This is a genomic window from Enterobacter sp. SORGH_AS_0287 (assembly GCF_031453695.1).
Classification (GTDB): Bacteria; Pseudomonadota; Gammaproteobacteria; order Enterobacterales; family Enterobacteriaceae; genus Enterobacter; species Enterobacter ludwigii.
Genome location: NZ_JAVIZW010000001.1, coordinates 1,632,617 through 1,658,757 on the forward strand (window position 1 = coordinate 1,632,617; position 26,141 = coordinate 1,658,757).

Annotated in this window: 25 protein-coding genes; 12 read left to right on the forward strand and 13 right to left on the reverse strand. The window is 57.5% G+C overall.

The genetic code is table 11. The annotated features are described in order from the left end of the window. Positions 1-94: 94 nt before the first annotated feature. Genes astE through QE396_RS07800 form a run of 5 tightly spaced genes read right to left on the reverse strand, consistent with a single transcriptional unit; the run spans position 95 to position 6,118 of the window. The gene (gene astE, locus QE396_RS07780; protein ID WP_279256845.1) at positions 95-1,060 is read right to left on the reverse strand and encodes a succinylglutamate desuccinylase; all 966 of its coding nucleotides are present in this window, start codon (positions 1,058-1,060) and stop codon (positions 95-97) included. A 10-nt stretch (positions 1,061-1,070) separates the two neighbouring features. Continuing rightward, a complete protein-coding gene (gene astB, locus QE396_RS07785; protein WP_309950602.1) occupies positions 1,071-2,396 on the reverse strand; it encodes an N-succinylarginine dihydrolase in 1,326 nt (441 codons plus the stop codon). Beyond that, positions 2,383-3,870 carry a succinylglutamate-semialdehyde dehydrogenase gene (gene astD / locus QE396_RS07790; protein WP_020884423.1) on the reverse strand — a complete coding sequence of 496 codons (1,488 nt, stop codon included), beginning with the start codon at positions 3,868-3,870 and terminating at the stop codon, positions 2,383-2,385. Before astD ends, astB begins: the two co-directional genes overlap by 14 nt. Continuing rightward, on the reverse strand, positions 3,867-4,901 hold the full coding sequence (astA, locus tag QE396_RS07795) for an arginine N-succinyltransferase (protein WP_044857183.1): 1,035 nt from the start codon (positions 4,899-4,901) through the stop codon (positions 3,867-3,869). The genes astD and astA overlap by 4 nt, the downstream gene beginning before the upstream one ends. Then, complete coding sequence (locus QE396_RS07800; protein ID WP_309950608.1) at positions 4,898-6,118, reverse strand: aspartate aminotransferase family protein; 1,221 nt, start codon at positions 6,116-6,118, stop codon at positions 4,898-4,900. Before QE396_RS07800 ends, astA begins: the two co-directional genes overlap by 4 nt. Before the next feature lie 433 nt (positions 6,119-6,551). Here QE396_RS07800 and xthA point away from each other — a divergent pair, with 433 nt between their 5' ends. The 6 genes from xthA to QE396_RS07830 all read left to right on the forward strand — a co-directional run bounded on the left by xthA (position 6,552) and on the right by QE396_RS07830 (position 12,727). Continuing rightward, on the forward strand, positions 6,552-7,358 hold the full coding sequence (xthA, locus tag QE396_RS07805) for an exodeoxyribonuclease III (protein WP_020884424.1): 807 nt from the start codon (positions 6,552-6,554) through the stop codon (positions 7,356-7,358). Between the two features lie 30 nt (positions 7,359-7,388). Next, entirely contained in the window at positions 7,389-8,048 is a 660-nt protein-coding gene (locus QE396_RS07810; protein WP_153852333.1) for a TVP38/TMEM64 family protein, read from the forward strand. 15 nt (positions 8,049-8,063) lie between these two features. After that, the gene (locus tag QE396_RS07815) at positions 8,064-9,224 is read left to right on the forward strand and encodes an ABC transporter substrate-binding protein (RefSeq protein ID WP_395017140.1); all 1,161 of its coding nucleotides are present in this window, start codon (positions 8,064-8,066) and stop codon (positions 9,222-9,224) included. Then, entirely contained in the window at positions 9,197-10,726 is a 1,530-nt protein-coding gene (locus QE396_RS07820) for a thiamine ABC transporter permease (protein WP_309950614.1), read from the forward strand. Before QE396_RS07815 ends, QE396_RS07820 begins: the two co-directional genes overlap by 28 nt. Next, positions 10,726-11,346 carry an ATP-binding cassette domain-containing protein gene (locus tag QE396_RS07825; protein WP_047744471.1) on the forward strand — a complete coding sequence of 207 codons (621 nt, stop codon included), beginning with the start codon at positions 10,726-10,728 and terminating at the stop codon, positions 11,344-11,346. Before QE396_RS07820 ends, QE396_RS07825 begins: the two co-directional genes overlap by 1 nt. A gap of 73 nt (positions 11,347-11,419) precedes the next feature. Next, positions 11,420-12,727 carry a rhodanese-like domain-containing protein gene (locus tag QE396_RS07830; protein WP_309950617.1) on the forward strand — a complete coding sequence of 436 codons (1,308 nt, stop codon included), beginning with the start codon at positions 11,420-11,422 and terminating at the stop codon, positions 12,725-12,727. Here the strand turns inward: QE396_RS07830 and QE396_RS07835 are convergent. Together QE396_RS07835 and QE396_RS07840 are read right to left on the reverse strand one after the other, a co-directional pair. Beyond that, positions 12,724-13,341, reverse strand: coding sequence for a CDP-alcohol phosphatidyltransferase family protein (locus QE396_RS07835; RefSeq protein WP_032677958.1), 618 nt, complete (start codon positions 13,339-13,341; stop codon positions 12,724-12,726). The two genes, QE396_RS07830 and QE396_RS07835, sit on opposite strands and share 4 nt — an antisense overlap. Then, positions 13,334-13,903 (reverse strand): carboxymuconolactone decarboxylase family protein, encoded by a 570-nt coding sequence (locus tag QE396_RS07840; RefSeq protein WP_309950620.1) that lies wholly within the window; start codon positions 13,901-13,903, stop codon positions 13,334-13,336. Before QE396_RS07840 ends, QE396_RS07835 begins: the two co-directional genes overlap by 8 nt. Positions 13,904-13,978: 75 nt before the next feature. Here QE396_RS07840 and QE396_RS07845 point away from each other — a divergent pair, with 75 nt between their 5' ends. After that, entirely contained in the window at positions 13,979-14,395 is a 417-nt protein-coding gene (locus tag QE396_RS07845) for a pyrimidine (deoxy)nucleoside triphosphate diphosphatase (RefSeq protein ID WP_025204417.1), read from the forward strand. On the opposite strand, the gene QE396_RS07850 is transcribed toward QE396_RS07845, so the two are convergent. Further along, entirely contained in the window at positions 14,355-14,627 is a 273-nt protein-coding gene (locus QE396_RS07850) for a YnjH family protein (protein ID WP_032677956.1), read from the reverse strand. The two genes, QE396_RS07845 and QE396_RS07850, sit on opposite strands and share 41 nt — an antisense overlap. Positions 14,628-14,855: 228 nt before the next feature. On the opposite strand from QE396_RS07850, the gene gdhA reads away from it, so the two are divergent. Further along, on the forward strand, positions 14,856-16,199 hold the full coding sequence (gdhA, locus tag QE396_RS07855) for an NADP-specific glutamate dehydrogenase (protein ID WP_014169652.1): 1,344 nt from the start codon (positions 14,856-14,858) through the stop codon (positions 16,197-16,199). A gap of 49 nt (positions 16,200-16,248) precedes the next feature. Here gdhA and QE396_RS07860 read toward each other — a convergent pair whose 3' ends face one another. The 3 genes from QE396_RS07860 to QE396_RS07870 form a co-directional block, all read right to left on the reverse strand. Continuing rightward, on the reverse strand, positions 16,249-18,156 hold the full coding sequence (locus QE396_RS07860) for a DNA topoisomerase III (protein WP_309950624.1): 1,908 nt from the start codon (positions 18,154-18,156) through the stop codon (positions 16,249-16,251). A 4-nt stretch (positions 18,157-18,160) separates the two neighbouring features. Then, the gene (selD, locus tag QE396_RS07865; RefSeq protein ID WP_309950627.1) at positions 18,161-19,204 is read right to left on the reverse strand and encodes a selenide, water dikinase SelD; all 1,044 of its coding nucleotides are present in this window, start codon (positions 19,202-19,204) and stop codon (positions 18,161-18,163) included. 116 nt (positions 19,205-19,320) lie between these two features. Next, positions 19,321-19,872: an NAD(P)H nitroreductase gene (locus QE396_RS07870; protein ID WP_309950630.1), complete on the reverse strand. Its 552-nt coding sequence runs from the start codon at positions 19,870-19,872 to the stop codon at positions 19,321-19,323. 167 nt (positions 19,873-20,039) lie between these two features. Between QE396_RS07870 and sppA the strand changes: the two genes are divergently transcribed. The 4 genes from sppA (at position 20,040) to QE396_RS07890 (ending at position 25,057) form a co-directional block, all read left to right on the forward strand. After that, on the forward strand, positions 20,040-21,896 hold the full coding sequence (gene sppA / locus QE396_RS07875; protein WP_014169647.1) for a signal peptide peptidase SppA: 1,857 nt from the start codon (positions 20,040-20,042) through the stop codon (positions 21,894-21,896). A 63-nt stretch (positions 21,897-21,959) separates the two neighbouring features. Beyond that, on the forward strand, positions 21,960-22,976 hold the full coding sequence (gene ansA / locus QE396_RS07880) for an asparaginase (protein ID WP_020884438.1): 1,017 nt from the start codon (positions 21,960-21,962) through the stop codon (positions 22,974-22,976). A 9-nt stretch (positions 22,977-22,985) separates the two neighbouring features. Next, a complete protein-coding gene (pncA, locus tag QE396_RS07885) occupies positions 22,986-23,627 on the forward strand; it encodes a bifunctional nicotinamidase/pyrazinamidase (protein ID WP_309950633.1) in 642 nt (213 codons plus the stop codon). A gap of 170 nt (positions 23,628-23,797) precedes the next feature. Next, positions 23,798-25,057 (forward strand): glycoside hydrolase family 18 protein, encoded by a 1,260-nt coding sequence (locus tag QE396_RS07890; RefSeq protein WP_063925075.1) that lies wholly within the window; start codon positions 23,798-23,800, stop codon positions 25,055-25,057. A 54-nt stretch (positions 25,058-25,111) separates the two neighbouring features. On the opposite strand, the gene QE396_RS07895 is transcribed toward QE396_RS07890, so the two are convergent. Further along, positions 25,112-25,375: a YeaC family protein gene (locus QE396_RS07895; protein ID WP_153852331.1), complete on the reverse strand. Its 264-nt coding sequence runs from the start codon at positions 25,373-25,375 to the stop codon at positions 25,112-25,114. Positions 25,376-25,431: 56 nt separating this feature from the next. Beyond that, positions 25,432-25,845 (reverse strand): peptide-methionine (R)-S-oxide reductase MsrB, encoded by a 414-nt coding sequence (gene msrB / locus QE396_RS07900; protein ID WP_020884441.1) that lies wholly within the window; start codon positions 25,843-25,845, stop codon positions 25,432-25,434. Between the last annotated feature and the right edge of the window lie 296 nt (positions 25,846-26,141).

The window sequence follows — 26,141 nt, forward strand, 5'->3', positions numbered from 1 at the left end:
TCACCAGGAATATTCTGCAATAGTTGTCATTGCGCTTTAATCGCTAAGAAAAATATTTTGACGCTCCCCTCTCAGGCAATGAGAGGGGAAATGTTCAGGACACTTTTTCCAGCATCAGCCCGGCACGCAGGCCAAACGCTACCGATGGATTAGGGAACAGAACATATTCAGTGGTTTTCTGCACCTCGTAACGCTCGTCGCCATCTTCCGCCAGCAGAACGCCTTTGCGAAAAGGGGTGAAGTTCAGCGTGTGGGCGGCCATATGCAGCCGGAAGGCCTCGCTGCGGCGAGTGATCTGCTGTACGACCCGATAGCGCACGACAGTCTGTTGCGTTGGCTCGGGTGCCAATCCTCCAAGCAGCGCGCGAAGCGCAAGGTGCGTTGGCGCGAAGCGCGTGAGATCGTTCTGGCCAAACGGTAGCGCTTTTCCCAGCTCCAGCGTGCAGGCCAGCGCGCCGAAATGCTCACAGGTGAAATGGGTAAATGTGCCCCCCGGCGACTGATGAAACACCAGAGCCTCCAGCCCGGCGTCGCCCAGCCAGCTCAGAAACGCCTCCTCCCACGGCTGGTTACGCTGGGGCAGAACACCAAAGCGCACATGATAAGAGGCGCGAATTGCCGTATGCAGGTCGAGATGCCAGCGCACGGGACCGGCCGCGGCGAAAAATGTGGCAACCACGTGCTCAAGCCACTGCGCCCGCGACGTTTCATCGCCCGGCACAAACTGTGACCAGCGGCCGCCAAACATGCGGTTAAGGTCGCTCTCAAGATAACGTTTGTTTTGCGCCAGCGCAGGCGGGTTGCCAAACACCACCAGCAGACGGCACTGCAGGGTGATATCTCCCCGATACAACGCGCGCAGCAGCAGGTCGACAATTTCAACCGGCGCGGTTTCATTGCCATGGATGCCGGTTGAAAGCAGCAGCGATAACTCACTCTTCGCGGTCGGTGTCAGTTCAAGGACGCCGCGGCCCAGCCACCGCCAGTGAAATGAGGGGCCCTCCCCCTCACGCTGTTCGGGGGTCTCATCGGCCAGTGTCAAGGCCAGTAAATTTTCCATAACCACTCCTTTAGCGCTGGAACGGATAAACCGCTCCCAACTGCAGGATTGTTGTTAACGCGTCCAGTGCCTCACGCCCTTCACGCAGTAGCTGAGGGTCGACCAGATCGGCCTGCGTTAATCTGTCGCGATAGTAACGATCCACCCAGTCATTCAGGGAGTTAAACAGCGTCTCATTCATCATCACGGCCGGATTAACAGCCTGCATTTCGTTCTGCGTTAGCACTACGCGCAGGCGTAAACAGGCCGGACCGCCGCCGTTGGCCATGCTTTCGCGCAGGTCAAAGACGCGCAGTTCATCGATCGGGTTATCGGCTTTCACCAGTTCAGACAGATAACGCCACACCCCTTTATGGTCCTGCGACTCTTGCGGCAGCACCAGCATCATGCTGCCGTCCTCACGGCTCAACAGCTGGCTATTAAAGAGGTAAGTTTCAACCGCGTCCTGCACGCTGACCGCCTGGGTCGGCACCTGAATCGGCATAAACCCCGGCACCCGCTCATGCAGCGTAGCGAGCAGCTTCTCCTGATGGGCAAACGCCTGTTCATGGCAGAACAGCACCTGGCGGTTAGAGACGGCAATGACGTCGTTGTGGAAAACACCCTGGTCAATCACCTGTGGGTTCTGCTGAGCAAAAATCACCTGTGAGGGATTCACCTGGTTCAGCCGCGCGACGGCCTGGCTTGCCGCCAGCGTCTGGCGGGCGGGATAACGGACAGGCGCCGAATGGCCGCCCTCTTCTCGCCCGTAAATGAACAGCTGCACGCCGGGATCGCCATAATCCCCCCCAAGACGGTTATGGTTTGCCGCTCCTTCATCCCCGAACATGGCCACCTGTGGCAACGCCTGATGGACCTCAAAGTGGGCCTCATCACGGAAAATCGCACGCAGTACGCGCTCGGTCGTCTCCGCTTCGGTAGCACGGTGGAATTTGTTATTCAGGTTCGCCACCGTTAAATGCACTTTGCCATCCAGCGTATCAGCCGACGGTGCAACGGTAGCAGCGTTTGCCACCCACATCGACGAGGCAGAGCTCGCCGCTGAAAGCAGGTGCGGCGTCTGCGTACCCGCTTTTTCGATAACCTGCTCATCGCTGCCGCTAAAGCCGAGCTGACGTAACACCGCCACGTTCGGACGCTCCTGCGGCGGGATCACCGCCTGCGGGAAACCGGCATCCGACAGGGCTTTCATTTTCAGCAGCCCCTGCTTCGCTGCCAGTTTCGGGTTGGAGACCTGAAAACGGTGCTTCGTCGAGGCTTCATTACCAAACGAGAGGCCGGCATAGTGGTGCGTCAGCCCCACCAGCCCGTCAAAGTTAACTTCACGCGCTTTCATGACGATCCCCCTGAGTAAAATCCAGCCCCGGACTCAGCGTTTCCGGCAGCGTCAGCGCAGGCGTTTCCAGGCTCGCCATCGGCCACGCGCAGTAATCTGCGGCATACCATGCGCTGGCGCGGTGGTTACCCGAAGCGCCTACCCCGCCAAACGGTGCCGTACTCGCCGCACCGGTAAGCGGTTTATTCCAGTTCACGATCCCGGCGCGTGCTTCGAGCAGCAGCTGATCAAATTTCTCACGATGCGGGGAAATCAGACCGCTCGACAGGCCATAGCGGGTGTGATTGGCCATCTCAATGGCACTGTCAAAATCGTCATAACGCCAGACGCAGAGCAGCGGGCCAAAGACCTCTTCATCCGGCACGTTGCGTGCGCCACTCATCTCAACAATGCCCGGCGTCAGGAGCGATGTTCCGGGCTTGATTTGCTTTGGCTCAAGCAGGGTTTTCGCCCCGCGCGCCACGTGATCCTGCCAGGCTTTCAGCACGTTCAGCGCGGCCTGCTCGGAAATCAGCCCCCCAATAAATGGCTGTGGGTCGGCATCCCACTGCGCAGGCACCAGACGCGCGCTGATTTCCACCAGCCGCGCGAGGAAGGCATCGCCCTGTGCACCCCGTTTCACCAGCAGACGACGCGCGCAGGTGCAGCGCTGTCCGGCGGTAATAAACGCTGACTGGAGGGTCAAATGCACCGCCGCGTCGATATCATCAGGATCTTCAACGATCAGCGGGTTGTTACCGCCCATCTCCAGCGCGAGAATTTTTTCCGGCTGCCCCGCCAGCTGGCGATGCAGTTGGTAGCCTGTTCCGGCGCTGCCGGTAAACAGCAGGCCGTCGATATCACTCAACGCACTCAGCGCCTGGCCGGTTTCACGTCCCCCCTGCACCAGGTTGAGCACCCCGTGCGGCAGACCAGCCTGTTCCCAGAGCTTCACCACCACTTCACCGGTCAGTGGCGTTAACTCACTCGGCTTGAAAATCACGCTATTGCCCGCCAGCAGCGCGGGCACGATATGCCCGTTCGGCAGATGCCCCGGGAAGTTATAGGGGCCAAATACCGCCAGCACGCCGTGCGGACGGTGGCGCAGCGTGGCCGCGCCGTCAGGCATATCGGTATGTTGCTCGCCGGTACGGGTATGGTACGCCTTCACCGAAATGGCGATTTTATTGATCATCGCCGTCACTTCCGTGGCCGCCTCCCAGCGCGGCTTGCTGGTTTCCTGAGCGATAACGCGCGTCAATTCGGCTTTATTGGCCTCCAGCAGTGATGCAAATTTCTCGACTATTCCCTGACGTACGGAGAACGGTTGTTTCGCCCATCCCGGGAAAGCGCGACGGGCAGCGTGACAGGCCTGTTCGACCTGTCCGGCGCTGGCGTCATTTCCCTTCCAGAGCACTTCTTGTCCGACCGGATTGGTCTTTATGCGCGGCTCGCCTTCGCCCGTGACCCAGTCACCGTTGATCCATAAAGTCATGCTGTTTTCTCCTCAGGGCAGAGACGCACCAGGCGAACCGTGTCGCCGGCGTTACATTTCAGGGCATCCAGTTGCGCGGCCGTCAGCACCAGACGTTCACATTTCGGGTTGGTTCGCACCAGCATGGCGCGGAAATTGTTGTACTGCTCGTTAGCCACCAGACATGCTGGCCACTCACCCGGTGCAGGCTGGCCTTCGGAAACCTCAACCAGCCGGCTTTTACGGATCGCACGCACGCGGTCGATATCGCACTCCAGGGTGGGTCCGCCGTCAAAGATGTCCACATAGTTACGGTAGCGGAAACCCTCTTTTTCCAGCACCGCCCGGGCCGGCGCGGTTTGCGGGTGCACTTCGCCAATCACCGCCTGCGCCTGTGGGCTTAAGAAATGGGTATAGATGGGGTGTTTCGGCATCAGTTCGGCGATAAACGCTTTCTGCCCGGTGCCGCACAGATAGTCCGCCCGGCTGAACTCCATCGAGAAGAAGCGCTCGCCGAGGCTCTCCCAGAAAGGTGAATAGCCGGTGTCGTCGATCACGCCGCGCATCTCGGCGACGACCTTTTCGTTAAAACGATCGCGGAACGCGGCCATAAACATGAAGCGCGACTTGGAGAGCAGATAACCGTTGCCCTCTTTCCGCCACGCAGGATCGAGGAACAGCGTGCAAAGCTCGCTGGCTCCCGTGTGGTCATTACAGAGAAAAAGCGTGGGCAGCGCGTTATAGACGTTCAGCTCTTTTGAGGCGTGAACCATCGTACCGACACGGTAGTTGTACCACGGGTCGTTAAGCCCGACGGCCACTTCGATTGCGCAAATGCCGGCCACGGTACCGGTGTCGGTATCTTCGAGAACGAACACATAACCCTGTTCGCTTTTTGGCAACGTCCCCTGCCAGGTTTGCAGGGCGCGCTCAATGCGCGCCGACAGCGTTTTTTCATCGGCAGGAAGCGAGGTCAGCCCGCCTCCCGTCTTACCGGCAAGCTGCATGAGCCCGGCGATATCGCCGCGCTCAACGGGACGGATGACCATCATGATGACACCCCGGACTTCACATGTTCACAGGCCAGTGCAAAACGGTCTAAACCGGTTCTCACCTCTTCCTCGCTGACAATCAGCGCAGGGGCAAAACGCACCACGTTGGCACCGGCAATCAGTACCATCACGCCCATTTTTGCCGCTTCCTGTGAAATAAGTTTAGCTTTTCCGGCAAACTCAGGTGTGAGTTCGCAGCCAATTAACAGACCCAGACCGCGGATCTCTTTAAACAGTCCCGTCTTGCTGTTGATGGCGTTCAGGCGCTCAACAAACCAGTCATGACGTTGTTTAACGCCCTTGAGCACTTCCGGCGTGTTAATGATGTCGAGAACCTGCCCGGCCACGGCGGTAGCCAGCGGGTTACCACCGTATGTTGTACCATGCGTACCCACGGTCATTACGCTGGCGAATTTATCAGTGGTCAGCATGGCGCCAATCGGGAAGCCACCGCCCAGCGCTTTCGCCGTAGAGAGCACGTCCGGCGTTACACCGTAGTGCATATAGGCATACAGCTCACCGGTACGCCCCACCCCCGTCTGGACTTCATCGAAAATCAGCACCGCGTGATGACGATCGCACAGCTCACGCAACCCCTGCAGGAACGCTTTTTGCGCCGGAAGGACCCCGCCCTCACCCTGCATAGGCTCGACGATCACCGCACAGGTGGTGTCGTTGATAAGCTCACTGGCGGACTGCAGATCGTTATACACGCCGTGACGAATATCCGGCGGCAGTGGCGCAAAATCCTGCGAGTATGACGGCTGACCGCCGGCGCTGACGGTAAAGAGCGTGCGGCCGTGGAACGCGTTTTTAAACGCCACAATGCCGCTCTTATGAACGCCAAATTTATCGTGTGCATATTTGCGCGCCAGCTTCAGGGCCGCTTCGTTTGCTTCCGCACCTGAGTTACAGAAAAAGACTTTTTCGGCAAACGTTGCGTCATTCAGCTTTTTCGCCAGTCGCAGAGCGGGCTCGTTGGTAAAACCGTTACCGGTATGCCAGAACTTCGCCGCCTGGTCGTTTAACGCCTGACGCAGCGCAGGGTGCGCGTGACCCAGCGCGTTTACCGCAATCCCGCCTGCAAAGTCGATATACTCTTTGCCCTGTTGATCCCACAGGCGTGAGCCTTCCCCCCGTACCGGAATAAAAGCCGCCGGAGCGTAAACCGGCATCATCCATTCATCGAAATTTTCACGCGTAATTGACAGAGACATAGCGACCTCATCCGGTAAATAAAAGGTTATTTAGATGTTAAATAATTGAGTGTTTGCACTGTGAATGTAGATTGCAGCCTTCGTGCCAGCCAGCGATAAAAATGCATAAACGGGTTAGGGTTACAGAATATCAATAAGTTACGATATGGAGTTATTCACTGTTATTGCATAAAAAGTGAATATTTTTACGACAAGCGGCGCTTTGCCGCACGAAAATAAGAAAGAGTATGCAGAAGCCAAATATAATTCTGGAATTGTGATCGCTCGCGAAATTTATCGGTTCTTTACGCCCTGCTGGGGGGCAATGCGCGTCAGAATGGTGCAAATATTGCACCGTTGGTATGATCTGTCGCAGTTATTGGTCGAACCCCGTAACAGTTGACGCAAATTCTGCTACCATCCATGCACTATTCACCTTGCATTGGCAGCGACTATGAAATTTGTCTCTTTTAATATCAACGGCCTGCGTGCCCGCCCTCACCAGCTTGAAGCAATTGTTGAGCAACATCAGCCAGATGTGATCGGCCTGCAGGAGACAAAAGTTCACGACGATATGTTCCCCCTCGAAGAGGTGGCGAAGCTCGGTTACAACGTCTTCTATCACGGACAGAAAGGTCACTATGGCGTGGCGCTGCTGACCAAAGAGACGCCAGTTTCCGTACGTCGTGGCTTCCCGGGCGATGATGGCGAAGCGCAACGTCGCATCATCATGGCGGAAATTCCCTCACCACTTGGCAATATCACGGTGATTAACGGGTATTTCCCGCAGGGTGAGAGCCGCGACCATGAGACAAAATTCCCGGCCAAGGCAAAGTTTTATCAGGATCTGCAGGATTACCTGACCACCGAACTGAAAAAAGAGAATCCGGTGCTGATCATGGGCGACATGAATATCAGCCCGACCGATCTCGATATCGGCATTGGAGAAGAGAACCGCAAACGCTGGTTGCGTACCGGTAAATGTTCTTTCCTGCCGGAAGAACGCGAGTGGATGGAACGCCTGCTCGGCTGGGGTCTGGTTGATACTTTCCGCACCGCCAACCCGGAAACGCAGGATCGCTTCTCGTGGTTTGACTACCGCTCAAAAGGCTTTGATGACAACCGCGGTCTGCGTATAGACCTGCTGCTGGCCAGCCCGCCGCTGGCGGAACGCTGCATCGAAACCGGCATCGACTACGATATCCGCAGCATGGAAAAACCGTCTGACCATGCGCCGGTCTGGGCGAAATTCAAACTGTAACCTCGTGTGAACACGCAAAAAAGACTCCTGATGTGCGCCCTTCTGGGCGCATTTGTTCTGACCTTCGTCTTTCTTCCGCCGGGGACGCTCTCCCTGGAAACCATCAAAACGCACCAGCAGTCGCTCCTCTCGCACGTGGAACAGGCACCGTGGCAAAGCGCGTTTTTCTTTTTCGCCCTCTACGTGTTGGTCTCCGCCCTGTCGATACCCGGTGCGGCGATACTGACGCTGCTGGCGGGAGCGCTGTTTACGCTGTGGGAAGGCACCCTGCTGGTCTCGTTTGCTTCTACCCTCGGCGCCACGCTGGCGATGCTTGCCAGCCGTTATCTGCTGCGCGACTGGGTACAGCGGCGATTCACATCGCAGATGAATACGGTGAATGCCGGTATGGCGCGAGACGGTGCAGGGTATCTTTTTGCCCTGCGACTGATGCCCTTGTTCCCGTTTTTTCTGGTGAATCTGCTCATGGGGCTGACCCGTATTGCGGTCAGTCGCTACTGGTGGGTGAGCCAGGTCGCCATGCTGCCTGCAACCATTATCTTTCTGAACGCCGGACGCGCGCTGGGGAAAGTGAATTCGCTTCGCGATATTTTATCGCCGGGACTGATATTCGCCTTTACACTACTGGGGTTATTGCCGCTGGCGACGCGCTGGCTGTTTTCCCGTTTTACCCCTTCATCAAAAAAGTGAGGCATTATGCGCCGTGTGCGTTTTTGCACGTTTCTGAGCGGTCTGCTGCTGGCAGCCCCGCTGTTTGCAGCGGACAACTGGCAGGCTATCCAACAACAAGCCAAAGGCCAGACCGTCTGGTTTAACGCCTGGGGCGGCGATCGGGCGGTAAACCGCTACCTCGAGTGGGTAAGCGGTGAGATGAAAACGCATTACGACATAACCCTTAAAATCGTCCCACTGGCGGATGCCGCCGATGCGGTCAAACGTATTCAAACAGAAGCCGCCGCAGGCCGGAAAACGAACGGGTCAGTCGACCTCTTATGGGTCAACGGTGAGAACTTCCGTACCCTGAAAGCCGCTAACCTGCTGCAAACCGGATGGGCGCAGACCTTGCCCAACTGGCGCTATGTCGATACCCGTAAACCGGTTATGGAGGATTTTGCTGTCCCCACCGATGGCGCGGAATCCCCATGGGGCGGTGCGCAGCTCACCTTTATTGCCCGCCACGCAAGCCTGCCTGCGCCCCCAAACGATCCTCAGGCGTTACTGGCGTATGCGCAGCAGCATCCGGGCAAAGTCAGCTACCCACGCCCGCCCGATTTTACCGGTACGGCATTTCTGGAACAGTTGCTCCTGACCCTCACCGCTCACCCGGAGGCGCTGCAAAAAGCCCCTGATAACACATTTGCCCAGGTGACGGCTCCGCTGTGGCACTACCTGGACAAATTACACCCGCTGCTGTGGAGAAAGGGAGAGGACTTTCCTCCCTCGCCCGCCAGAATGGATACCTTGCTTGCCAGCGGTAGCCTCAATCTCTCCCTGACCTTTAACCCGGCACATGCGCAGCAAAAAGTGGCCAGCGGTGAACTGCCTGCCGACAGCTACAGCGTTGGTTTTGACAACGGAATGATAGGCAACGTCCATTTTGTGGCCATTCCGTCGAATGCCAGCGCAAGCGCAGGTGCGAAGGTGGTCGCCAATTTCCTCCTTTCACCGCAGGCGCAAATCCGCAAGGCCGACCCGGCCATCTGGGGAGACCCGAGCGTACTGGATGCGAAAACACTGCCCGAAAAAGAAGCGAAGCAGCTCACTGCCCATACGCCGGCAGGGCTGCCAAAAATGCTTCCCGAGCCGCACGCTGCCTGGGTTAACGCGCTGGAGCAGGAATGGCTGCGTCGTTACGGCACCCGCTGAGCTGGCTCGTCTGGCTGGCGATGGCGGTCATCTATCTGCCGTTGCTTCCCGCCGCCGCCATACTGTTTGCCCCGGCATTCTCGCTGAACAACTGGCAGTTGCTGTTTAACGACCCGCAGCTGCCACAGGCTACGGTCGCCACGCTGGTCTCAACGCTTATCGCGACGCTGGGGTCGATGTTTATCGCTCTGGTGATCGTGGCCCTCCTGTGGCCGGGCGAGCGCTGGCGACGGCTCAGCAGCCGGCTGACGTGGCTGCTCGCCGTTCCTCATGTGGCCTTTGCCACCAGCGCTTTACTGCTGTTTGCCGAAGGGGGCCTGTTGTATCAGGTGTGTAGCGTCTGTACGCCGCCGCTTGACCGATACGGTGCAGGGCTGGGGCTGACGCTTGCGGTAAAAGAGAGCGCGTTTGTGCTGTGGGCCCTTTACGCCGTCCTGCCGGAAAAACGCCTTGCGCAGCAAAAGGTCGTGCTGCATACCTTCGGCTACGGGCGTTTTCAGGCGCTGAACTGGCTCATCCTTCCAACGATCGCGCCGGCTCTTGGCGCGGTGATGCTGGCGGTGCTGGCCTGGTCCCTGTCGGTTGTGGACGTGGCGATGGTGCTCGGGCCTGGCAATCCCCCGACGCTTGCCGTACTGGCGTGGCAGTGGCTCAGTCAGGGCGATGCGCAGCAGCAGACAAAGGGAACGCTGCTGTGCCTGCTTCTCCTTCTGCTGCTGGCCGCGTTTTCTGCACTGGGTTACGGCGCATGGAGACTCTGGCGTCGCACGTTACCGGACCTGAGCGGACGCCGTCGAATGTCGCTTATCGCGCCACCAGCGCGTCTGTTCAGCGGATTTCTGCCCGCCTGCGGGGTGCTTTGCGCGGTCGTGCTGCTCATGCTGGCGCAGCGGGACGACATCGGTGCGGTTGGCACCAGTCTCTCCTTTGGCCTGCTCGCCAGCCTGATTTCGCTGGGGGTAATTGTTCTCTGGCTTGAGTGGGGACCGCAGCGAGGCACACAGTGGGTGTGGTTGCCGCTGGCGCTGCCGGCGCTGCCCCTCGTTACTGGGCAATACGTTATCGCGTTGCGACTGGGTATCGACGGGCACTATGCCGCCGTGCTGTGGAGCCATCTGCTGTGGGTTTTACCGTGGATGTTGTTGGTCCTCCAGCCAGCCTGGCAGAGGATCGATCCCCGGCTGATCCTTACCGCCAGAACGCTCGGCTGGCGGCGGGGAAAAATCTTCTGCTTACTGAAATGCCCCTTGCTGGTACGCCCGGCGCTGCTGGCTTTCGCGACCGGGTTTTCCGTCAGCATGGCGCAATACATGCCAACCCTCTGGCTGGGCGCAGGCCGTTTTGCGACGCTGACCACTGAAACCGTGGCGCTCAGCAGTGGAGGCAGCATTCCGCTTCTGGCTAACCGGGCGCTGGGGTTGCTGTTGGTCACGGGGAGCGTGTTTGCCCTCGCCGCCCTGCTATCCCGGCTCGCAAGCCGTTACCGACGAGGATTACGTTAATGCTGCAGGTCAGCAATCTCACCATTGAACCGCTTTTCCGCGAGGTCAATTTTTGTGTGCCACGCGGCGAAATAGTCACGCTGATGGGGCCTTCCGGCAGCGGAAAATCAACCCTTTTTGCCTGGATGGTGGGCGCACTGTCAGACGACTTTCAGGCTCAGGGCGAACTGTGGCTTGATGAACGTCGCTGCGACGGACTGCCCGTGGAGGCCCGCGGGTTGGGGATCCTCTTTCAGGATGCCCTGCTGTTTGACCATTTCAGCGTCGGACAAAATTTGCTGCTGGCATTACCTGAACGGATTGTCGGACGAGCGCGGCGGGAAGCGGTCGAGCAGGCGCTCGGTTCTGCCGGGCTTGCCGGGCATTACGCCAGCGATCCGGCGACCCTTTCCGGCGGCGAACGTGCCCGGGTCAGTCTGCTGCGTGCCCTGCTTGCAGAGCCGCAGGCGTTACTGCTGGATGAACCGTTCAGCCGTCTCGATAATGCGTTACGCGCCTCGTTTCGGGCATGGGTATTTGACACTACCCGCGCACGCAATATTCCGGTGGTTCTGGTCACGCATGACGACGAAGACGTGCCCCCGGGCGGCGAAGTGATTGAGATTTCTCGCTGGCAATAATGTGCTAACGCAATGTTTTACCTTTCAGGAGAGACGACAATGCCCCCCTCTTTTACTGACGTCAGGTTATTCGATGAAACGTGTTTCTCAACTGACCGCGCTGGCCATGCTGTGCGGCCTCGCTTCATTTTCCTCTCTGGCTGCTGATATGCCGCACGCCATGACGCTGTCTCAACTTCAGGCACAACACGGCGCGGTGATCGACACCCGCGCCAGCGCGTTTTACAACGGCTGGCCGCAAACGCTGAGCGCGCCCTCCGGGCATGAGCCCGCCGCACTTAACCTTTCCGCCTCCTGGCTTGGCGCGATGAGCGATGACCAGATTGCCGTCTGGGCCAGACAGCACCAGCTTACGCCGGCCATGACGATCGCGCTCTACGGTCGCGACGCCGATAATCAGGCGGTCAAAGCGCGGCTGGAAAAAGCCGGCTACCACCAGATTTCCGTGCTCAACGATGCCCTGCAGGTACCTGAGCGTCTGCAGCGTTTGCCGCACTTTGAACAACTCGTCTACCCGGAGTGGATCCACCAGCTTCAGCAGGGTAAACCCGTCACTGCCGCGCCGACGGGCGACTGGAAAGTCATTGAAGCCGCATGGGGCGCGCCGAAGTTTTATCTGCTGAACCATATTCCCGGTGCCGGCTACATTGATACCAACGAAGTGGAAAGCGAACCGCTGTGGAATAAAGTTTCTGACGACATGCTAAAAGCGATGCTGGCGAAGCACGGGATCCGTCACGATACGACCGTCATTCTGTATGGCCGTGACGTATATGCCGCCGCCCGCGTGGCGCAGATCATGCTGTATGCGGGCGTGAAGGGCGTCCGCATTCTTGATGGCGGCTGGAAAGCCTGGTCTGACGCGGGTCTGCCGGTTGAACGGGGAATGCCCAAAGACGTGAAGCCCGCCCCCGATTTTGGTGCACCGATCCCTGGCCAGCCGCAGTTGATGGTGGATATGGCGCAAGCACGCGGGATGCTGCATCGCCAGGACGCGTCGCTGGTCAGCATTCGTTCCTGGCCGGAGTTCATCGGCGAAACCAGCGGCTACAGCTACATCAAGCCAAAAGGTGAGATTGCCGGTGCCCGCTGGGGGCATGCCGGTAGCGACGCCACCCATATGGAAGATTTCCATAATCCGGATGGCACCATGCGCAGCGCTGACGACATCGCCGCCATGTGGAAAACCTGGAACATCCTGCCGGAACAGCACGTCGCGTTTTACTGCGGCACCGGCTGGCGTGCGTCCGAGACGTTTATGTACGCACGGGCGATGGGCTGGAAAAATGTCGCCGTCTATGACGGCGGCTGGTACGAGTGGAGCAGTCATCCACAGAACCCCGTCTCCAGCGGAAAACGCGGGCCAGAAAGTTCACGCTAACGGGTAAGTGACTTCAGCGTCACATACCCGCTCCAGATGCGCGTTGTGGTGGTCAGCCAGCACAACGCGCCAAATATCCACGCCAGCACGCTGAAGTGCGCCGGAAAGAGGCAGCACAGCACAAACAGCGCGATCGTCTCCGTCCCCTCCGTTAACCCACCAATATAGTAAAACGACTTATGCGCGTAGCCGGGGTTGTCGATGTTGTGTTTCGCTGCCAGCGCGGCAAATGCCAGAAAACTGCTCCCGGTACCGATAAAGGCAAACAACAGCCAGCCAGCGGCAAGCGCATTCTCTGCGGGGGCCGCCAGCGCGAATCCGAAGGGAACCAGCGCGTAAAACAGAAAATCGAGGGCAATATCAAGAAAGCCTCCCGCATCCGTCAGCCCGCGCCGTCGCGCCAGCGCACCGTCCAGACCATCCAGCAGGCGATTCAGCACGATGGCGACGAGCGCCGCCGGATACCAGCCGAGGGCCAGAAACGGTAAGGCCAGCACGCCTATGGCAAACCCGGTCAGGGTTAATCCGTCAGGCGTGATCCCCGGCTTATCCAGTACTGACACCAGCCGGTTGAGCGTGGGTTTAATCCGCGGGTGCAGATGACGATCAAGCATGGGGATCCTCTTTAAACGTGGCACATAACCCCTGCGCCGGGATGTCCAGTGCGGCATTAAAGCGTGCAGAGAGATTCTGAAACGCAATCAGCGCCGTCATTTCGGCGATCGCGTCCTCGTTGAAATGGCGTGTGATCTCACTTTTGATTTCGTCATCCACGCGGGGCGGCGTCGCGGTGACAGCCTCGGCATAGGCCAGCGCTGCACGCTCCTCTTCGCTAAAAAGAGCGGAATCACGCCACGCGTTGACGGCCTGAACCTTATCCAATGCGCCCGAGCGTTCCGCCAGGCGCAAACTGTTGGCATCGATACAAAAAGCACAGTGACAAAGCTGCGATACCCGGGTCATTAACAGCGAACGAAGCACCGGCGACAGGCGCGCGTGACGACGTTCGAGAAAACCGACGAACAATGCCACCAGCCAAAAAAGACGTGGCATCCTTCCCCACCAGCGCGTGGGGTTAAGCACGGCACCAAAGTGTTTTTTCTGCATGGCGGCAATCGGTTTTATGCTGACCGGAAGGGTGGCGATGGGATCTACCCAGGTGGACGTCTCTTTCACCTGATTCTCCTGATGGCTGGACTCTTAGAAAGGGCACGATAATATGGTGTTTTTCGCTAACAAGTATTGACGACCATGCTAAAAACAGTCGATGTCGTTGCGGCAATCATCGAAAAAGACAACAAAATTTTACTGGCCCAGCGCCCGGCTCATGCCGACCAGCCGGGCATGTGGGAATTCGCAGGCGGAAAAGTAGAAGCCGGTGAGACGCAGCCCGAGGCGCTTGTCCGCGAGTTGCACGAAGAGCTCGGCATCCACGCGCAGCCAGGTGAGTATGTGGCAAGCCATCAGCGTGAGGTGTCACAGCGGTTAATCAACCTTCACGCCTGGCACGTTCCGGCGTTCAGCGGCGCGCTGACGGCGCATTACCACAGTGCGCTGGTGTGGTGTACGCCCGAAGATGCATTTGGTTTCAACTTAGCGCCTGCGGACATCCCGCTGCTGGAGGCGTTTATTGTTTTACGCGACGCCAGACCAGCGGATTCGTGCTAATGGTGCGTTCATCACGCTGGCACTGCAACAGAATGCCGTCCGCTTTTACCACTGCCCCTTCCGAATAGTTCTGATCCTGATAGATGCAGCACTGGTTACACGGCTGCGCTCGCTGGCCGCTGGAGCTGAACACCTCCGGCGGCACATTCACGTCCACATCCGGGCGAATGCGGTCTGCCTGCGCGCCTGCGGTAAACATCAAACATAACGCGGTTATCACGTAACGGTTCATAGACTTATCTTCCTGTTGTGCCCTGATAAAGACTATAACGGTAAACCGGTGCAGAACCTTTAATTTATCTCGTCATCGCTTTTGGTTATGACGCAGCCCCGCTGATTAATTTCCCTTTCGGCATACATTTCTGCTTGCTTCACAAAGCGGTACGGATGGTATAGTCAAAAAAACAACACAATTCGTATAAGCAATATACATAAAATAATATAAGGGGTTCTTATATCTATGGATCAGACACGCTCTCTGGAAACTTTCCTCTCTTATGTTCAACAGCGCGACCCGCATCAAAGTGAGTTTGCGCAGGCCGTACGTGAAGTCATGACCACGTTATGGCCGTTCCTTGAAGAAAACCCGCGTTATCGCCAGATGTCACTGCTTGAGCGCCTCGTGGAGCCGGAGCGCGTGATCCAGTTTCGCGTGACCTGGGTAGATGACCGTAATCAGGTCCAGGTTAACCGCGCGTGGCGCGTGCAGTTTAATTCCGCCATCGGCCCGTTTAAGGGCGGGATGCGTTTCCACCCTTCCGTGAATCTGTCGATTTTAAAATTCCTCGGCTTTGAGCAGACGTTTAAAAATGCCCTTACGACTCTGCCCATGGGCGGCGGGAAAGGCGGCAGTGATTTCGATCCGAAAGGCAAAAGCGAAGGCGAAGTGATGCGTTTCTGTCAGGCGCTGATGACCGAACTCTATCGTCATCTTGGTCCCGATACTGACGTTCCGGCGGGCGATATCGGCGTTGGTGCGCGTGAAGTGGGCTTTATGGCCGGCATGATGAAAAAGCTCTCGAATAATAGCGCCTGTGTCTTTACGGGCAAAGGGCTCTCCTTTGGCGGCAGCCTGATCCGTCCGGAAGCCACCGGCTACGGGCTGGTCTATTTTACCGAGGCGATGCTGAAGCGCCACGGCTTAGGGTTTGAAGGTATGCGCGTGGCGGTGTCCGGCTCCGGTAACGTGGCTCAGTACGCTATTGAGAAGGCGATGCAGTTTGGTGCCCGCGTGGTTACCGCGTCAGATTCACGCGGTACCGTGGTGGATGAAGCCGGTTTTACGGCCGAGAAGCTGGCACGCCTGTGCGACATTAAAGCCAGCCGCGACGGCCGTCTGGCGGATTATGCCCGTGAATTTGGTCTGACCTGGCTCGAAGGTAAACAGCCGTGGGGCGTGCCGGTCGATATCGCCCTGCCATGTGCGACCCAGAACGAACTGGATACCGAGGCCGCACGTACCCTGATTACCAACGGCGTGAAGGCCGTGGCCGAAGGGGCGAATATGCCAACCACCATCGAAGCGACCGATCTGTTCCTTGAGGCTGGCGTGCTGTTTGCGCCGGGCAAAGCCGCGAACGCCGGCGGCGTGGCGACCTCTGGCCTGGAGATGGCGCAAAACGCCGCGCGCCTCGGCTGGAAGGCAGAGAAAGTGGATGCGCGTCTGCACCACATTATGCTGGATATTCACCACGCCTGCGTCGAGTACGGCGGTGAGGCATCGCAAACCAACTACGTGCGCGGAGCAAATATCGCCGGGTTCGTGAAGGTCGCGGATGCGATGATGGGGCAAGGGGTTATATAAGCACGCTGTCGCCCTTTCCCGTCGGGAGAGGGCGACAACCGAAAGCACATCAGGCTGCGCTTTTTTTCTTTTTGAACGGTTTCTTCGGCGCACCACCCGGTGCAACCATCCCCCGGAACTGCTTCACCGGCGTATTACGCGCCTGGTTAATCAGCTCGTACAAAGTCCCCACCAGCGGCTGCATAAAGTCCTGATAGCGACACTGCTTTTCACTGATTTGCGTCAGCACAGATTCCCAGTGTGCCGTCATGTCCGGCCTTGCGGCCAGCTCAGGCAGTGAGTGGATCAATGCGCGCCCCGGTTCAGTCGAGTGGATATAGCGCCCTTTTTTCTCCAGAAAACCGCGCTTAAACAGCAGCTCGATAATGCCCGCACGGGTCGCTTCCGTGCCCAGTCCGTCGGTGGCACGCAAGATCTTCTTCAGATCCTTATCCTGAACAAAACGGGCGATCCCGGTCATTGCCGAGAGCAGTGTCGCATCGGTGAAGTGGCGCGGCGGTTGGGTCTGGCGTTCAACCACTTCGCCTTTCTCACACAGCAGCTCGTCATCTTTGGCAACCACCGGCAGCGGCGTGCCGTCATTCTCTTCGTCACGCTCTTTGTTGCCAAGCAGCGTGCGCCAGCCAGCCTCCGCCAGGAAACGCGCCTTGGCGATAAATTTCCCCTTGGCAATTTCCAGCTCAATCACGCATTTGCGGAACACTGCGTCCGGGCAGAACTGCATCAGGTACTGACGAGCCACCAGGTTATACACCTTCGCTTCGTTTTCCGTGAGGTTAACGTTACTGGTGCGCGCCGTCGGGATAATCGCATGGTGGGCATCCACCTTTTTATCATCCCAGCAGCGGTTATGAATGTCCGGATTCACAACCGGTTGTGGCAGCAGATCCGGCGCGTGAACGGCAATGGCGTTCATCACCGAGTGACGGCCGGCAAAGTGCTCTTCCGGCAGATACCGGCTGTCCGAACGCGGATAGGTAATGAGTTTGTGGGTTTCGTAGAGCTTCTGGCAGATATCAAGGACGTTCTGCGCGCTCAGACCGAAGCGTTTCGCCGCTTCAATCTGCAGCGCGGAAAGCGAGAACGGCAGCGGCGCGGGTTCTGATTCCCGTTTATCGTTATAGCTGGTGACAATAGCAGGCTGACCGGTAATCCGGTTGACCACGTGCTCCGCCAGCGGACGGTGCAGCAACCGCCCCTCTTCATCCTGATACGATTCGCAGGCATCGCTTGGCTGCCAGACGGCGGTAAAGCGCTCGTCTTTCGGCGTGACGATATGCGCTTTAACCTCAAAGAAATCTTTGGCGACGAAATTCTCAATCTCTTCGTCACGACGCACCACCAGCCCCAGCACCGGCGTTTGCACACGCCCGACGGAGAGGACGCCCTGATAACCGGCATTACGCCCCAGAATGGTGTAGGCGCGGGTCATGTTGATCCCGTAAAGCCAGTCCGCACGAGCGCGGGCCAGCGCGGAAACGCACAGCGGAATAAACTCGCTGTTCGCGCGCAGACGTGAAATGGCCCGCTCCACGGCCTGCGGATTGAGGTCGTTAATCAGGCAGCGCTGGACCTGCTGGCGTTTTTCCGGCGCCAGCTCCAGATAGTCCAGCACCTCATCCACCAGCAGTTGCCCTTCCCTGTCCGGGTCACCTGCGTGGATGACTTCCGTCGCGTCATGCAAAAAACGTTTAATCACGTTGAGCTGTTTGGTGACGGAAGGCCGTGGCTGCAGGCGCCATTTTTCAGGGACGATGGGCAGGTCATTGAGGTTCCAGCGGGCATAGCGGCTGTCGTAGACATCCGGCTGCGCCTGCTCAAGCAGGTGACCGATACACCAGGTGACCACCTGCCCGTTACCGCATTCGATAAAGCCGTCGCCCTTGCGATGCGGCTTCGGCAGCACATCGGCAATGGCACGGGCCAGACTCGGCTTTTCGGCAATAAACAACCGCATTGAATTAACGGATCTCAATCATCGGTCGGCCACCGCGCGCGGTCACCAGTTCACCGATCGCCGTCAGGGTAATACCAAACTCTGCGGCCGTCGCCTGGACGTCGGCTTCAGTGTCTGGCGTGACCGCCAGCAGCAAACCACCGGACGTTTGCGGATCGCACAGCAGATTGCGCCACGCTTCAGGCATTTCGCCCATCAGATGACCATAGCTGGCAAAGTTACGCTGGGTACCGCCCGGAACGGCGCCCGCTGCAATGTACTCCTCCACACCCGGCAGCTTCGGCACGTCCTGATACCAGACCTGCGCCTGTACGCCCGCGCCCTGACACACTTCGGAGAGGTGTCCGAGAAGGCCAAAACCGGTCACGTCGGTCATGGCTTTCACGCCGTCGATATTCGCGAAAGCCGCACCCGCGAGATTCATCTGGCACATGACCTCGGTTGCCAGCCCCTGGTGTTCCGGCTTCAGCAGCGATTTTTTCTCCGCAGTAGTGAGGACACCAATGCCCAGCGGTTTGGTGAGGAACAGCTTGCAGCCCGCCTGCGCGGTGCTGTTGCGTTTCACGCGCTCGGTGGGCACCACGCCCGTGACCGCGAGACCGAAGATCGGCTCCGGCGCATCGATAGAATGACCACCGGCCAGCGCGATCCCCGCCTGCTGGCAGGCAAAACGCCCCCCTTCGATCACCTCACGGGCAATTTCAGGGGCAAGGGTGTTAATCGGCCAGCCCAGAATGGCGATCGCCATAATCGGTTTGCCCCCCATGGCGAAAATATCGCTGATGGCGTTGGTGGCCGCAATACGCCCGAAATCGAACGGGTTGTCGACAATCGGCATAAAGAAGTCGGTGGTACTGATAATGCTGGTGCCGTTACCCAGGTCATAAACTGCAGCATCGTCACGCGTTTCGTTACCGACAAGCAGGTTCGGGTCGACAAACTTCGCCTGTTCACTGTGGAGAATGGTCTCCAGCACTTTCGGGGAAATTTTACAACCGCAACCGGCTCCGTGGCTGTATTGCGTTAAACGAATGGTTTGCTCGCTCATGGACATCTCCTGTCATCTCAATCGCGCTATGGTAGCGCTCATTCCATAAAGAGGTAAGTATGACTGTCTGAATTCTGCGGCAGATGCTCAGAATCCAGACAGTTTAGCGCGCGTTATCAGAAACGGCTGACGAAAGGCGTGGTGTCCGGCACATTAATGGTGGCGGAGGCTTTAAGCTGAGGCGTGCCGAGATAGAGGAAGCCGACAATTTTATCATGTTCGCCACAGGCGAATCCGTCGCGAACCGGCTGGCTGTTGATCAGCGGCCCTGTGCGCCAGATACCGTTAAACCCTTGCGCCACGGCGGCCATTTGCATTGCCATGACGGCACAGCCGGCAGACATTTCCTGCTCCCAGACCGGTACTTTGTGGTCGGCCTGACATTTCGCCACGACAGCGATGATCATCGGCGCACGGAATGGTGCACTGCGGGCTTTCTCAATACCCTTCTCATCCTGACCTGCGGCAACCGCTCCCTGCTCCAGTATCTGACTGAAACGATCGCGGCCTTCACCTTCAATCACAAAGAAGTGCCATGGCTGCAGCGTACCATGATCCGGTGCACGCAGGCCGGCACGCAGAATATTCTCCAGTTGCTCCCCTGCCGGCGCCGGCTCGGTGAGACGTGAAGCGCTACGGCGGTTAACAAGCAGTTCAAGTGCGTCCATTGGTTAACTCCTTTCTTGAAATTTACTCACAAAATTAACACGGCGGCAGATTTTGTTACAGCGTAGCAGGCGATTCCTGCTGACAAGTGACGGTTGGGTCATTACGATAACCGCACATTGCCGTCCCGTGGCGACGGAAACAGTCATTTTCTGGTTAGGGAGAATACATGCGAACCCTTTGGCGAATCATTGCCGGTTTCTTTAAATGGACGTGGCGACTGCTCAACTTCGTCCGCAACCTGGTGATGAATATCTTCTTCATCCTCCTGGTTCTGGTTTGCGCAGGCGTCTGGATGCATATCAGCAACGCAAATCAGGCGCAGCATTCGACTCGCGGGGCGCTGTTACTTGATATCACGGGCGTCATCGTCGATAAGCCGTCCACCAGCAATCGTCTGGGCGTTATTGGCCGTCAGCTGTTTGGCGCGACATCAGACCGTCTTCAGGAAAACTCCCTGTTTGATATCGTCGACACCATTCGTCAGGCAAAAGATGACCGCAACATTACCGGCATCGTGCTGGATCTGAAAGATTTTGCCGGCGGCGACCAGCCTTCAATGCAATACATTGGTAAAGCGTTGCGCGAATTCCGCGACAGCGGCAAGCCGGTGATTGCGGTCGGGGACAGCTACAGCCAGGGGCAGTATTATCTGGCCAGCTTCGCCAATAAAATCTGGCTCTCCCCGCAGGGTACGGTCGATCTGCATGGCTTTGCCACTAACGGTCTGTATTACAAATCGCTGCTCGACAAACTGAAAGTCACCACCCACGTCTTCCGCGTCGGAACCTATAAATCCGCCGTGGAGCCGTTTATTCGTGATGATATGTCCCCTGCGGCCCGTGAAGCGGACAGCCGCTGGATTGGTGAGCTGTGGCAAAACTATCTGAGCACCGTGGCCGCTAACCGCCAGATAACCGCTGAACAGGTGTTCCCTGGCGCGCAGGGCGTGCTGGAAGGCCTGCGCAAGGTTGATGGTGATACCGCAAAATATGCGCTGGATAACAAACTGGTCGATGCGCTGGGCACCAGCGCGGATATCGAAAAATCACTGAGCAAACAGTTTGGCTGGAGCAAAGAGGATAAAAACTTCAGCGCCATCAGCATGTACGATTATGCGACCAAAAAGCCGGATGACAGCGGTGACAGCGTCGCGGTGGTCTTTGCTAATGGTGCCATCATGGACGGCGAGGAAACGCCGGGTAACGTGGGCGGCGATACCACCGCATCGCAAATCCGCGATGCTCGCCTTGATCCGAAAGTGAAGGCGATTGTACTGCGCGTAAACAGCCCTGGCGGCAGCGTCAGCGCTTCTGAAGTGATCCGCGCTGAACTTGCCGCGGCACGTGCAGCCGGCAAGCCGGTAGTGGTGTCGATGGGTGGAATGGCGGCCTCGGGCGGTTACTGGATTTCAACCCCGGCTAACTACATCGTCGCCAACCCGAGCACGCTGACCGGCTCGATTGGCATCTTTGGGGTGATTAACACCGTGGAAAACAGCCTGGATTATCTGGGCGTCCATACCGATGGCGTTGCCACTTCACCGCTGGCGGATGTGTCGGTCACTAAATCGCTGCCGCCTGAAGTCTCTGAGATGATGCAGCTCAGTATCGAGAACGGCTACAAGCGCTTTATTACGCTGGTGGCAGAGTCCCGTAAAAAGACACCGCAACAGATCGACGACATTGCGCAGGGCCACGTCTGGACCGGCCAGGATGCGAAGAATAATGGTCTGGTAGACAGCCTGGGCGACTTTGATGACGCGGTGAAGAAAGCCGCCGAGCTGGCGAAGCTCAAGCAGTGGCATGTTGAGTATTACCAGGACGAGCCGTCGTTCTTTGACCTGGTGATGAACAGCATGTCCGGCTCCGTGCGTGCCATGCTGCCTGAGGCGCTGCAGGCGTATCTGCCTGCGCCAGTCGCGACGGCGGCTAAAGCGATGAAAGCGGAAAGCGACAAACTGGCGGCCTTTAACGATCCACAAAGCCGTTACGCGTTTTGTCTGACCTGCGCAAACGTCCGTTAAACACCGTCCCCTCTTCCCGTGAAGAGGGGATTTTTTTCTTTTGAAGAACAAGAACTCACTACCATGCAGAAGAAATCGATTTATGTAGCCTACACTGGCGGTACCATCGGTATGCAGCGCTCTGAAAACGGCTATATCCCGGTCTCCGGCCACCTTCAGCGCCAGCTCGCGCTGATGCCTGAATTCCACCGTCCTGAAATGCCTGACTTCACCATTCACGAATACGAGCCGCTGATGGACTCCTCCGATATGACGCCGGAAGACTGGCAGCATATCGCGGACGACATTAAAGCCCATTACGACCAGTACGACGGCTTTGTGATCCTGCATGGTACCGACACGATGGCGTTTACCGCCTCGGCACTCTCCTTCATGCTGGAGAATCTGGGCAAGCCCGTCATCGTCACCGGCTCGCAAATTCCGCTGGCGGAGCTGCGTTCTGACGGGCAGATCAACCTGCTCAACTCCCTGTATGTGGCAGCGAATTACCCGATTAACGAAGTGTCGCTGTTCTTCAACAACCGACTGTATCGCGGCAACCGGACCACGAAGGCGCACGCCGATGGCTTTGACGCTTTCGCCTCACCGAACCTGCAGCCGCTGCTGGAGGCGGGCATCCATATTCGTCGTCTTGGCACCCCGCCTGCGCCGAGCACGGCGGGCGAACTGATTGTTCATCCGATCACGCCGCAACCGATTGGTGTGGTAACGATTTACCCGGGTATCTCTGCAGATGTGGTGCGTAACTTCCTGCGCCAGCCGGTGAAAGCGCTGATCCTGCGCTCTTACGGCGTGGGCAATGCCCCGCAGAACGGCGAGTTCCTGAAAGAGCTGCAGGAAGCGAGCGAGCGCGGGATCGTGGTGGTTAACCTGACGCAATGCATGTCCGGTAAAGTCAACATGGGCGGTTACGCCACCGGTAACGCCCTCGCGCATGCAGGCGTTATCAGCGGATTCGATATGACCGTTGAAGCTACGCTGACTAAACTTCACTATTTACTGAGTCAGGATCTGGACATTCAGTCCATCCGCAGCGCGATGATGCAAAACCTGCGCGGCGAACTGACGCCGGACGAATAAGGAGGCACCATGACGCAACGCGCCCTGTTACTGGTCGATTTGCAAAATGATTTCTGTGCGGGCGGCGCACTGGCTGTCGCTGAAGGTGACAGCACCGTAGACGTGGCGAATACGCTGATTGAGTGGTGCAAAACGCGGGGTGAGGCGGTCGTCGCAAGCCAGGACTGGCACCCGGCTGATCACGGCAGTTTTGCCAGCCAGCACGGCGTTGAGCCCTTCACGCAGGGTGAACTTGACGGCCTGGCACAAACCTTCTGGCCGGATCACTGCGTGCAACAGACGGAAGGTGCGCAGCTGCATCCGCTGCTGAATCAGAAGGCCATCGACGCGGTGTTTCATAAAGGGGAAAACCCGTCTATCGACAGCTACAGCGCCTTCTTTGATAACGGACATCGCCAGAAAACGGCGCTGGACGGGTGGTTACGCCATCACGAAATCACCGAACTGATTGTGCTGGGTCTGGCGACGGATTACTGCGTGAAGTTCACCGTGCTGGACGCCCTCCAGCTAGGCTATACCGTCAGCGTCATCACCGACGGCTGTCGTGGGGTGAACATTCAACCGCATGACAGCGCACAGGCGTTTATGGATATGGCCGCGGAAGGCGCCACCCTGTATACCCTGGAAGACTGGCTGGAAACGCACGCCTGACCTTCTCGCCGGGCAAGCCACAGTGCTGCCCGGCACGCCCCGTCTCATTCCCCATAAAGTGAACTCCCTCGCATCACCAGCGAAGCGGCAATGCTATTCTCTTCAGGCTGTTTTTTCGCCACGCCTTTTCCGTGGCGTGGTTATTTTTGTTAAGTCAAAGAGGAACTTGTATGAAACGTTTGCCTTTGCTGGCAGCATTACCCTTGCTTTGCGCGTCAGTTGCTTCCGCCACTCCCCTGATGTCTGTGGGATATTTTAATGGCGGTGGCGATGTCACCGCCGGTCCCGGTGGTGATATCAATACGCTCGACGTTCGTCAGATTACCCACCTGAACTACTCATTTGGTCTGGTCTATAACGATGAGAAAGACGAAACCCATGCTGCGCTGAAAGATCCGGCGAAACTTCATCAGATCTGGCTGTCGCCAAAAGTCGCCGCCGATCTGGCGCTAATCCCGATGCTGCGTAAGCAAAATCCAAACCTGAAAGTGCTGCTCTCCGTGGGCGGATGGGGTGCGCGTGGCTTCTCCGGCGCAGCCGCGACCCAAGAGAGCCGTGCGGTGTTTATCCGCTCGGCTCAGGAGATTGTCGAAAAATATGCACTCGACGGCATCGATCTTGACTGGGAATACCCGGTAAATGGCGCATGGGGACTGGTGGCCAGCACGCCAGCCGATCGCGATAACTTCACCGCACTGCTGAAAGAATTGCGCGCCGCCTTCGGCCATAAAAAACTGGTCACCATCGCGGTGGGGGCAAATGCAGAAAGTCCGAAAAGCTGGGTGGATGTGAAGGCCATTGCCCCGCTGCTCGACTACATCAACCTGATGACCTACGACATGGCGTATGGCACACAGTATTTCAACGCCAATCTGTATGACTCCAGCGACTGGCCAACGGTGGCCGCCGCAGATAAATACAGCGTGGATTTTGTGGTGAACAACTATCTGGCGGCCGGGCTGAAGCCGCAGCAGATGAACCTCGGGATTGGTTTTTACGGCCGCGTGCCGAAACGCGCCGTGGAGCCCGGTATTGACTGGACAAAACCCGATGCGCAAAACCATCCGGTGACCCAGCCCTACTTTGGGCCTCAGGAAACCGGCTTGTTCGCGTCACTGGGTTACGACCTGACCAAAGATACGTATGTGAAGTACAACGATATTGTGAAAAAGCTCTTAAACGATCCGCAGAAGCGTTTTACCGAACACTGGGACGAACGGGCGCAAGTGCCGTGGCTTTCAGTGAATGCGGCGGACGGCAAGGCGCTGTTTGCCCTTTCCTATGAGAACCCGCGTTCCGTCGCCATCAAAGCGGATTACATCAAGGAGAAAGGTCTCGCCGGGGCGATGTTCTGGGAGTACGGCGCGGATGACAATAACCAGTTAGCGAAACAGCTGGCGGAGTCGCTGGGAATTAAACCCAAAGAGTAAGGTAAGCACGCCCTCTCTCCAGAGAGAGGGCGCTGGCAGGACTGCCGCCCACCGTTACTGCATTTTTATCGTCGCGATCGGCTTTGGCGTGATACCAAAGTCCTCTTTCAGCTCGCGCTTGCTCTTCATCACCATCTGGCCTTGAGTGTCGATAGTCATGTGTTGCGCGTCGGTATTGTTACGCGCCTGCCAGAGCATCACCAGTTGCAGACTGTTCTCTTTTTGCTCCGGCGTGAGCGCGACACCGTCCGGCCATTTTCCCAGTTCAACAGCAGTCACCAGGCGCTGATACACCTCCGGCGTCATACCGCTAATCATGTCATCAATATTCACGATCTCTCCCTTTCAAAGGAATAATTTGCTGAATCGTTTTTTCAACCTTTGATCTGGTCACCGTTTTCATCATCGGTGAAGCTCATCGACGCTGAATTCACACAGAAACGCTCACCCGTCGGTTGAGGGCCATCCGGGAAGACGTGTCCAAGGTGGGCGTCACAGGTTCCGCAACGAATTTCAGTTCGCACCATGCCGTGCGACGTGTCGCTCAGGTAGCGGATCGCATCGTCGCTGACCGGCTCATAAAAGCTTGGCCAGCCACAGCCAGAATCGAACTTCGTTTGGGAATTGAACAACGGGGCGTCACATACCAGACAGTGGTAGACACCGTCGCGCTTGTTGTGCAGTAAACGGCCGGTAAAAGGCGGTTCGGTTCCGTGATTTTGCGTCACGTAAAACTGCATTTCGGTGAGGTTTTTTTTCAAATCGTCAGGGTTACGTTGGTTCGACATATGCTTACATCTCGCTGTAGAAACAGACACCTTTTAACCCGGATTCTAACAAAACATTAACACCCTTGCGTGCACTTTTGTTCTAAACTTATGTGTCGCAAAAAGGCGGTCAGGCAATTGTGATCATGTTCACATTTTTATCCTGCGAGGACTTTAAAATGCCGCGCGCAGCCCCCATGTGGTTGCTAGCTCAAAGGGAAAGTGAGGCGAGTCAGTCGCACAAACGTTAGTCACAGGATTGATTTGTCGCAATGATTGACACGATTCCGCTTGACGCTGCGTAAGGTTTTTGTAAT

Coding starts and splice junctions, on each gene's coding strand:
- astE (WP_279256845.1), bottom strand. CDS start 1,060: ATGGAAAATTTACTGGCCTTGACACTGGCCGATGAGACCCCCGAACAG.
- astB (WP_309950602.1), bottom strand. CDS start 2,396: ATGAAAGCGCGTGAAGTTAACTTTGACGGGCTGGTGGGGCTGACGCAC.
- astD (WP_020884423.1), bottom strand. CDS start 3,870: ATGACTTTATGGATCAACGGTGACTGGGTCACGGGCGAAGGCGAGCCG.
- astA (WP_044857183.1), bottom strand. CDS start 4,901: ATGATGGTCATCCGTCCCGTTGAGCGCGGCGATATCGCCGGGCTCATG.
- QE396_RS07800 (WP_309950608.1), bottom strand. CDS start 6,118: ATGTCTCTGTCAATTACGCGTGAAAATTTCGATGAATGGATGATGCCG.
- xthA (WP_020884424.1), top strand. CDS start 6,552: ATGAAATTTGTCTCTTTTAATATCAACGGCCTGCGTGCCCGCCCTCAC.
- QE396_RS07810 (WP_153852333.1), top strand. CDS start 7,389: ATGTGCGCCCTTCTGGGCGCATTTGTTCTGACCTTCGTCTTTCTTCCG.
- QE396_RS07820 (WP_309950614.1), top strand. CDS start 9,197: ATGGCTGCGTCGTTACGGCACCCGCTGAGCTGGCTCGTCTGGCTGGCG.
- QE396_RS07825 (WP_047744471.1), top strand. CDS start 10,726: ATGCTGCAGGTCAGCAATCTCACCATTGAACCGCTTTTCCGCGAGGTC.
- QE396_RS07830 (WP_309950617.1), top strand. CDS start 11,420: ATGAAACGTGTTTCTCAACTGACCGCGCTGGCCATGCTGTGCGGCCTC.
- QE396_RS07835 (WP_032677958.1), bottom strand. CDS start 13,341: ATGCTTGATCGTCATCTGCACCCGCGGATTAAACCCACGCTCAACCGG.
- QE396_RS07845 (WP_025204417.1), top strand. CDS start 13,979: ATGCTAAAAACAGTCGATGTCGTTGCGGCAATCATCGAAAAAGACAAC.
- QE396_RS07850 (WP_032677956.1), bottom strand. CDS start 14,627: ATGAACCGTTACGTGATAACCGCGTTATGTTTGATGTTTACCGCAGGC.
- gdhA (WP_014169652.1), top strand. CDS start 14,856: ATGGATCAGACACGCTCTCTGGAAACTTTCCTCTCTTATGTTCAACAG.
- QE396_RS07860 (WP_309950624.1), bottom strand. CDS start 18,156: ATGCGGTTGTTTATTGCCGAAAAGCCGAGTCTGGCCCGTGCCATTGCC.
- selD (WP_309950627.1), bottom strand. CDS start 19,204: ATGAGCGAGCAAACCATTCGTTTAACGCAATACAGCCACGGAGCCGGT.
- QE396_RS07870 (WP_309950630.1), bottom strand. CDS start 19,872: ATGGACGCACTTGAACTGCTTGTTAACCGCCGTAGCGCTTCACGTCTC.
- sppA (WP_014169647.1), top strand. CDS start 20,040: ATGCGAACCCTTTGGCGAATCATTGCCGGTTTCTTTAAATGGACGTGG.
- ansA (WP_020884438.1), top strand. CDS start 21,960: ATGCAGAAGAAATCGATTTATGTAGCCTACACTGGCGGTACCATCGGT.
- pncA (WP_309950633.1), top strand. CDS start 22,986: ATGACGCAACGCGCCCTGTTACTGGTCGATTTGCAAAATGATTTCTGT.
- QE396_RS07890 (WP_063925075.1), top strand. CDS start 23,798: ATGAAACGTTTGCCTTTGCTGGCAGCATTACCCTTGCTTTGCGCGTCA.
- QE396_RS07895 (WP_153852331.1), bottom strand. CDS start 25,375: ATGATTAGCGGTATGACGCCGGAGGTGTATCAGCGCCTGGTGACTGCT.
- msrB (WP_020884441.1), bottom strand. CDS start 25,845: ATGTCGAACCAACGTAACCCTGACGATTTGAAAAAAAACCTCACCGAA.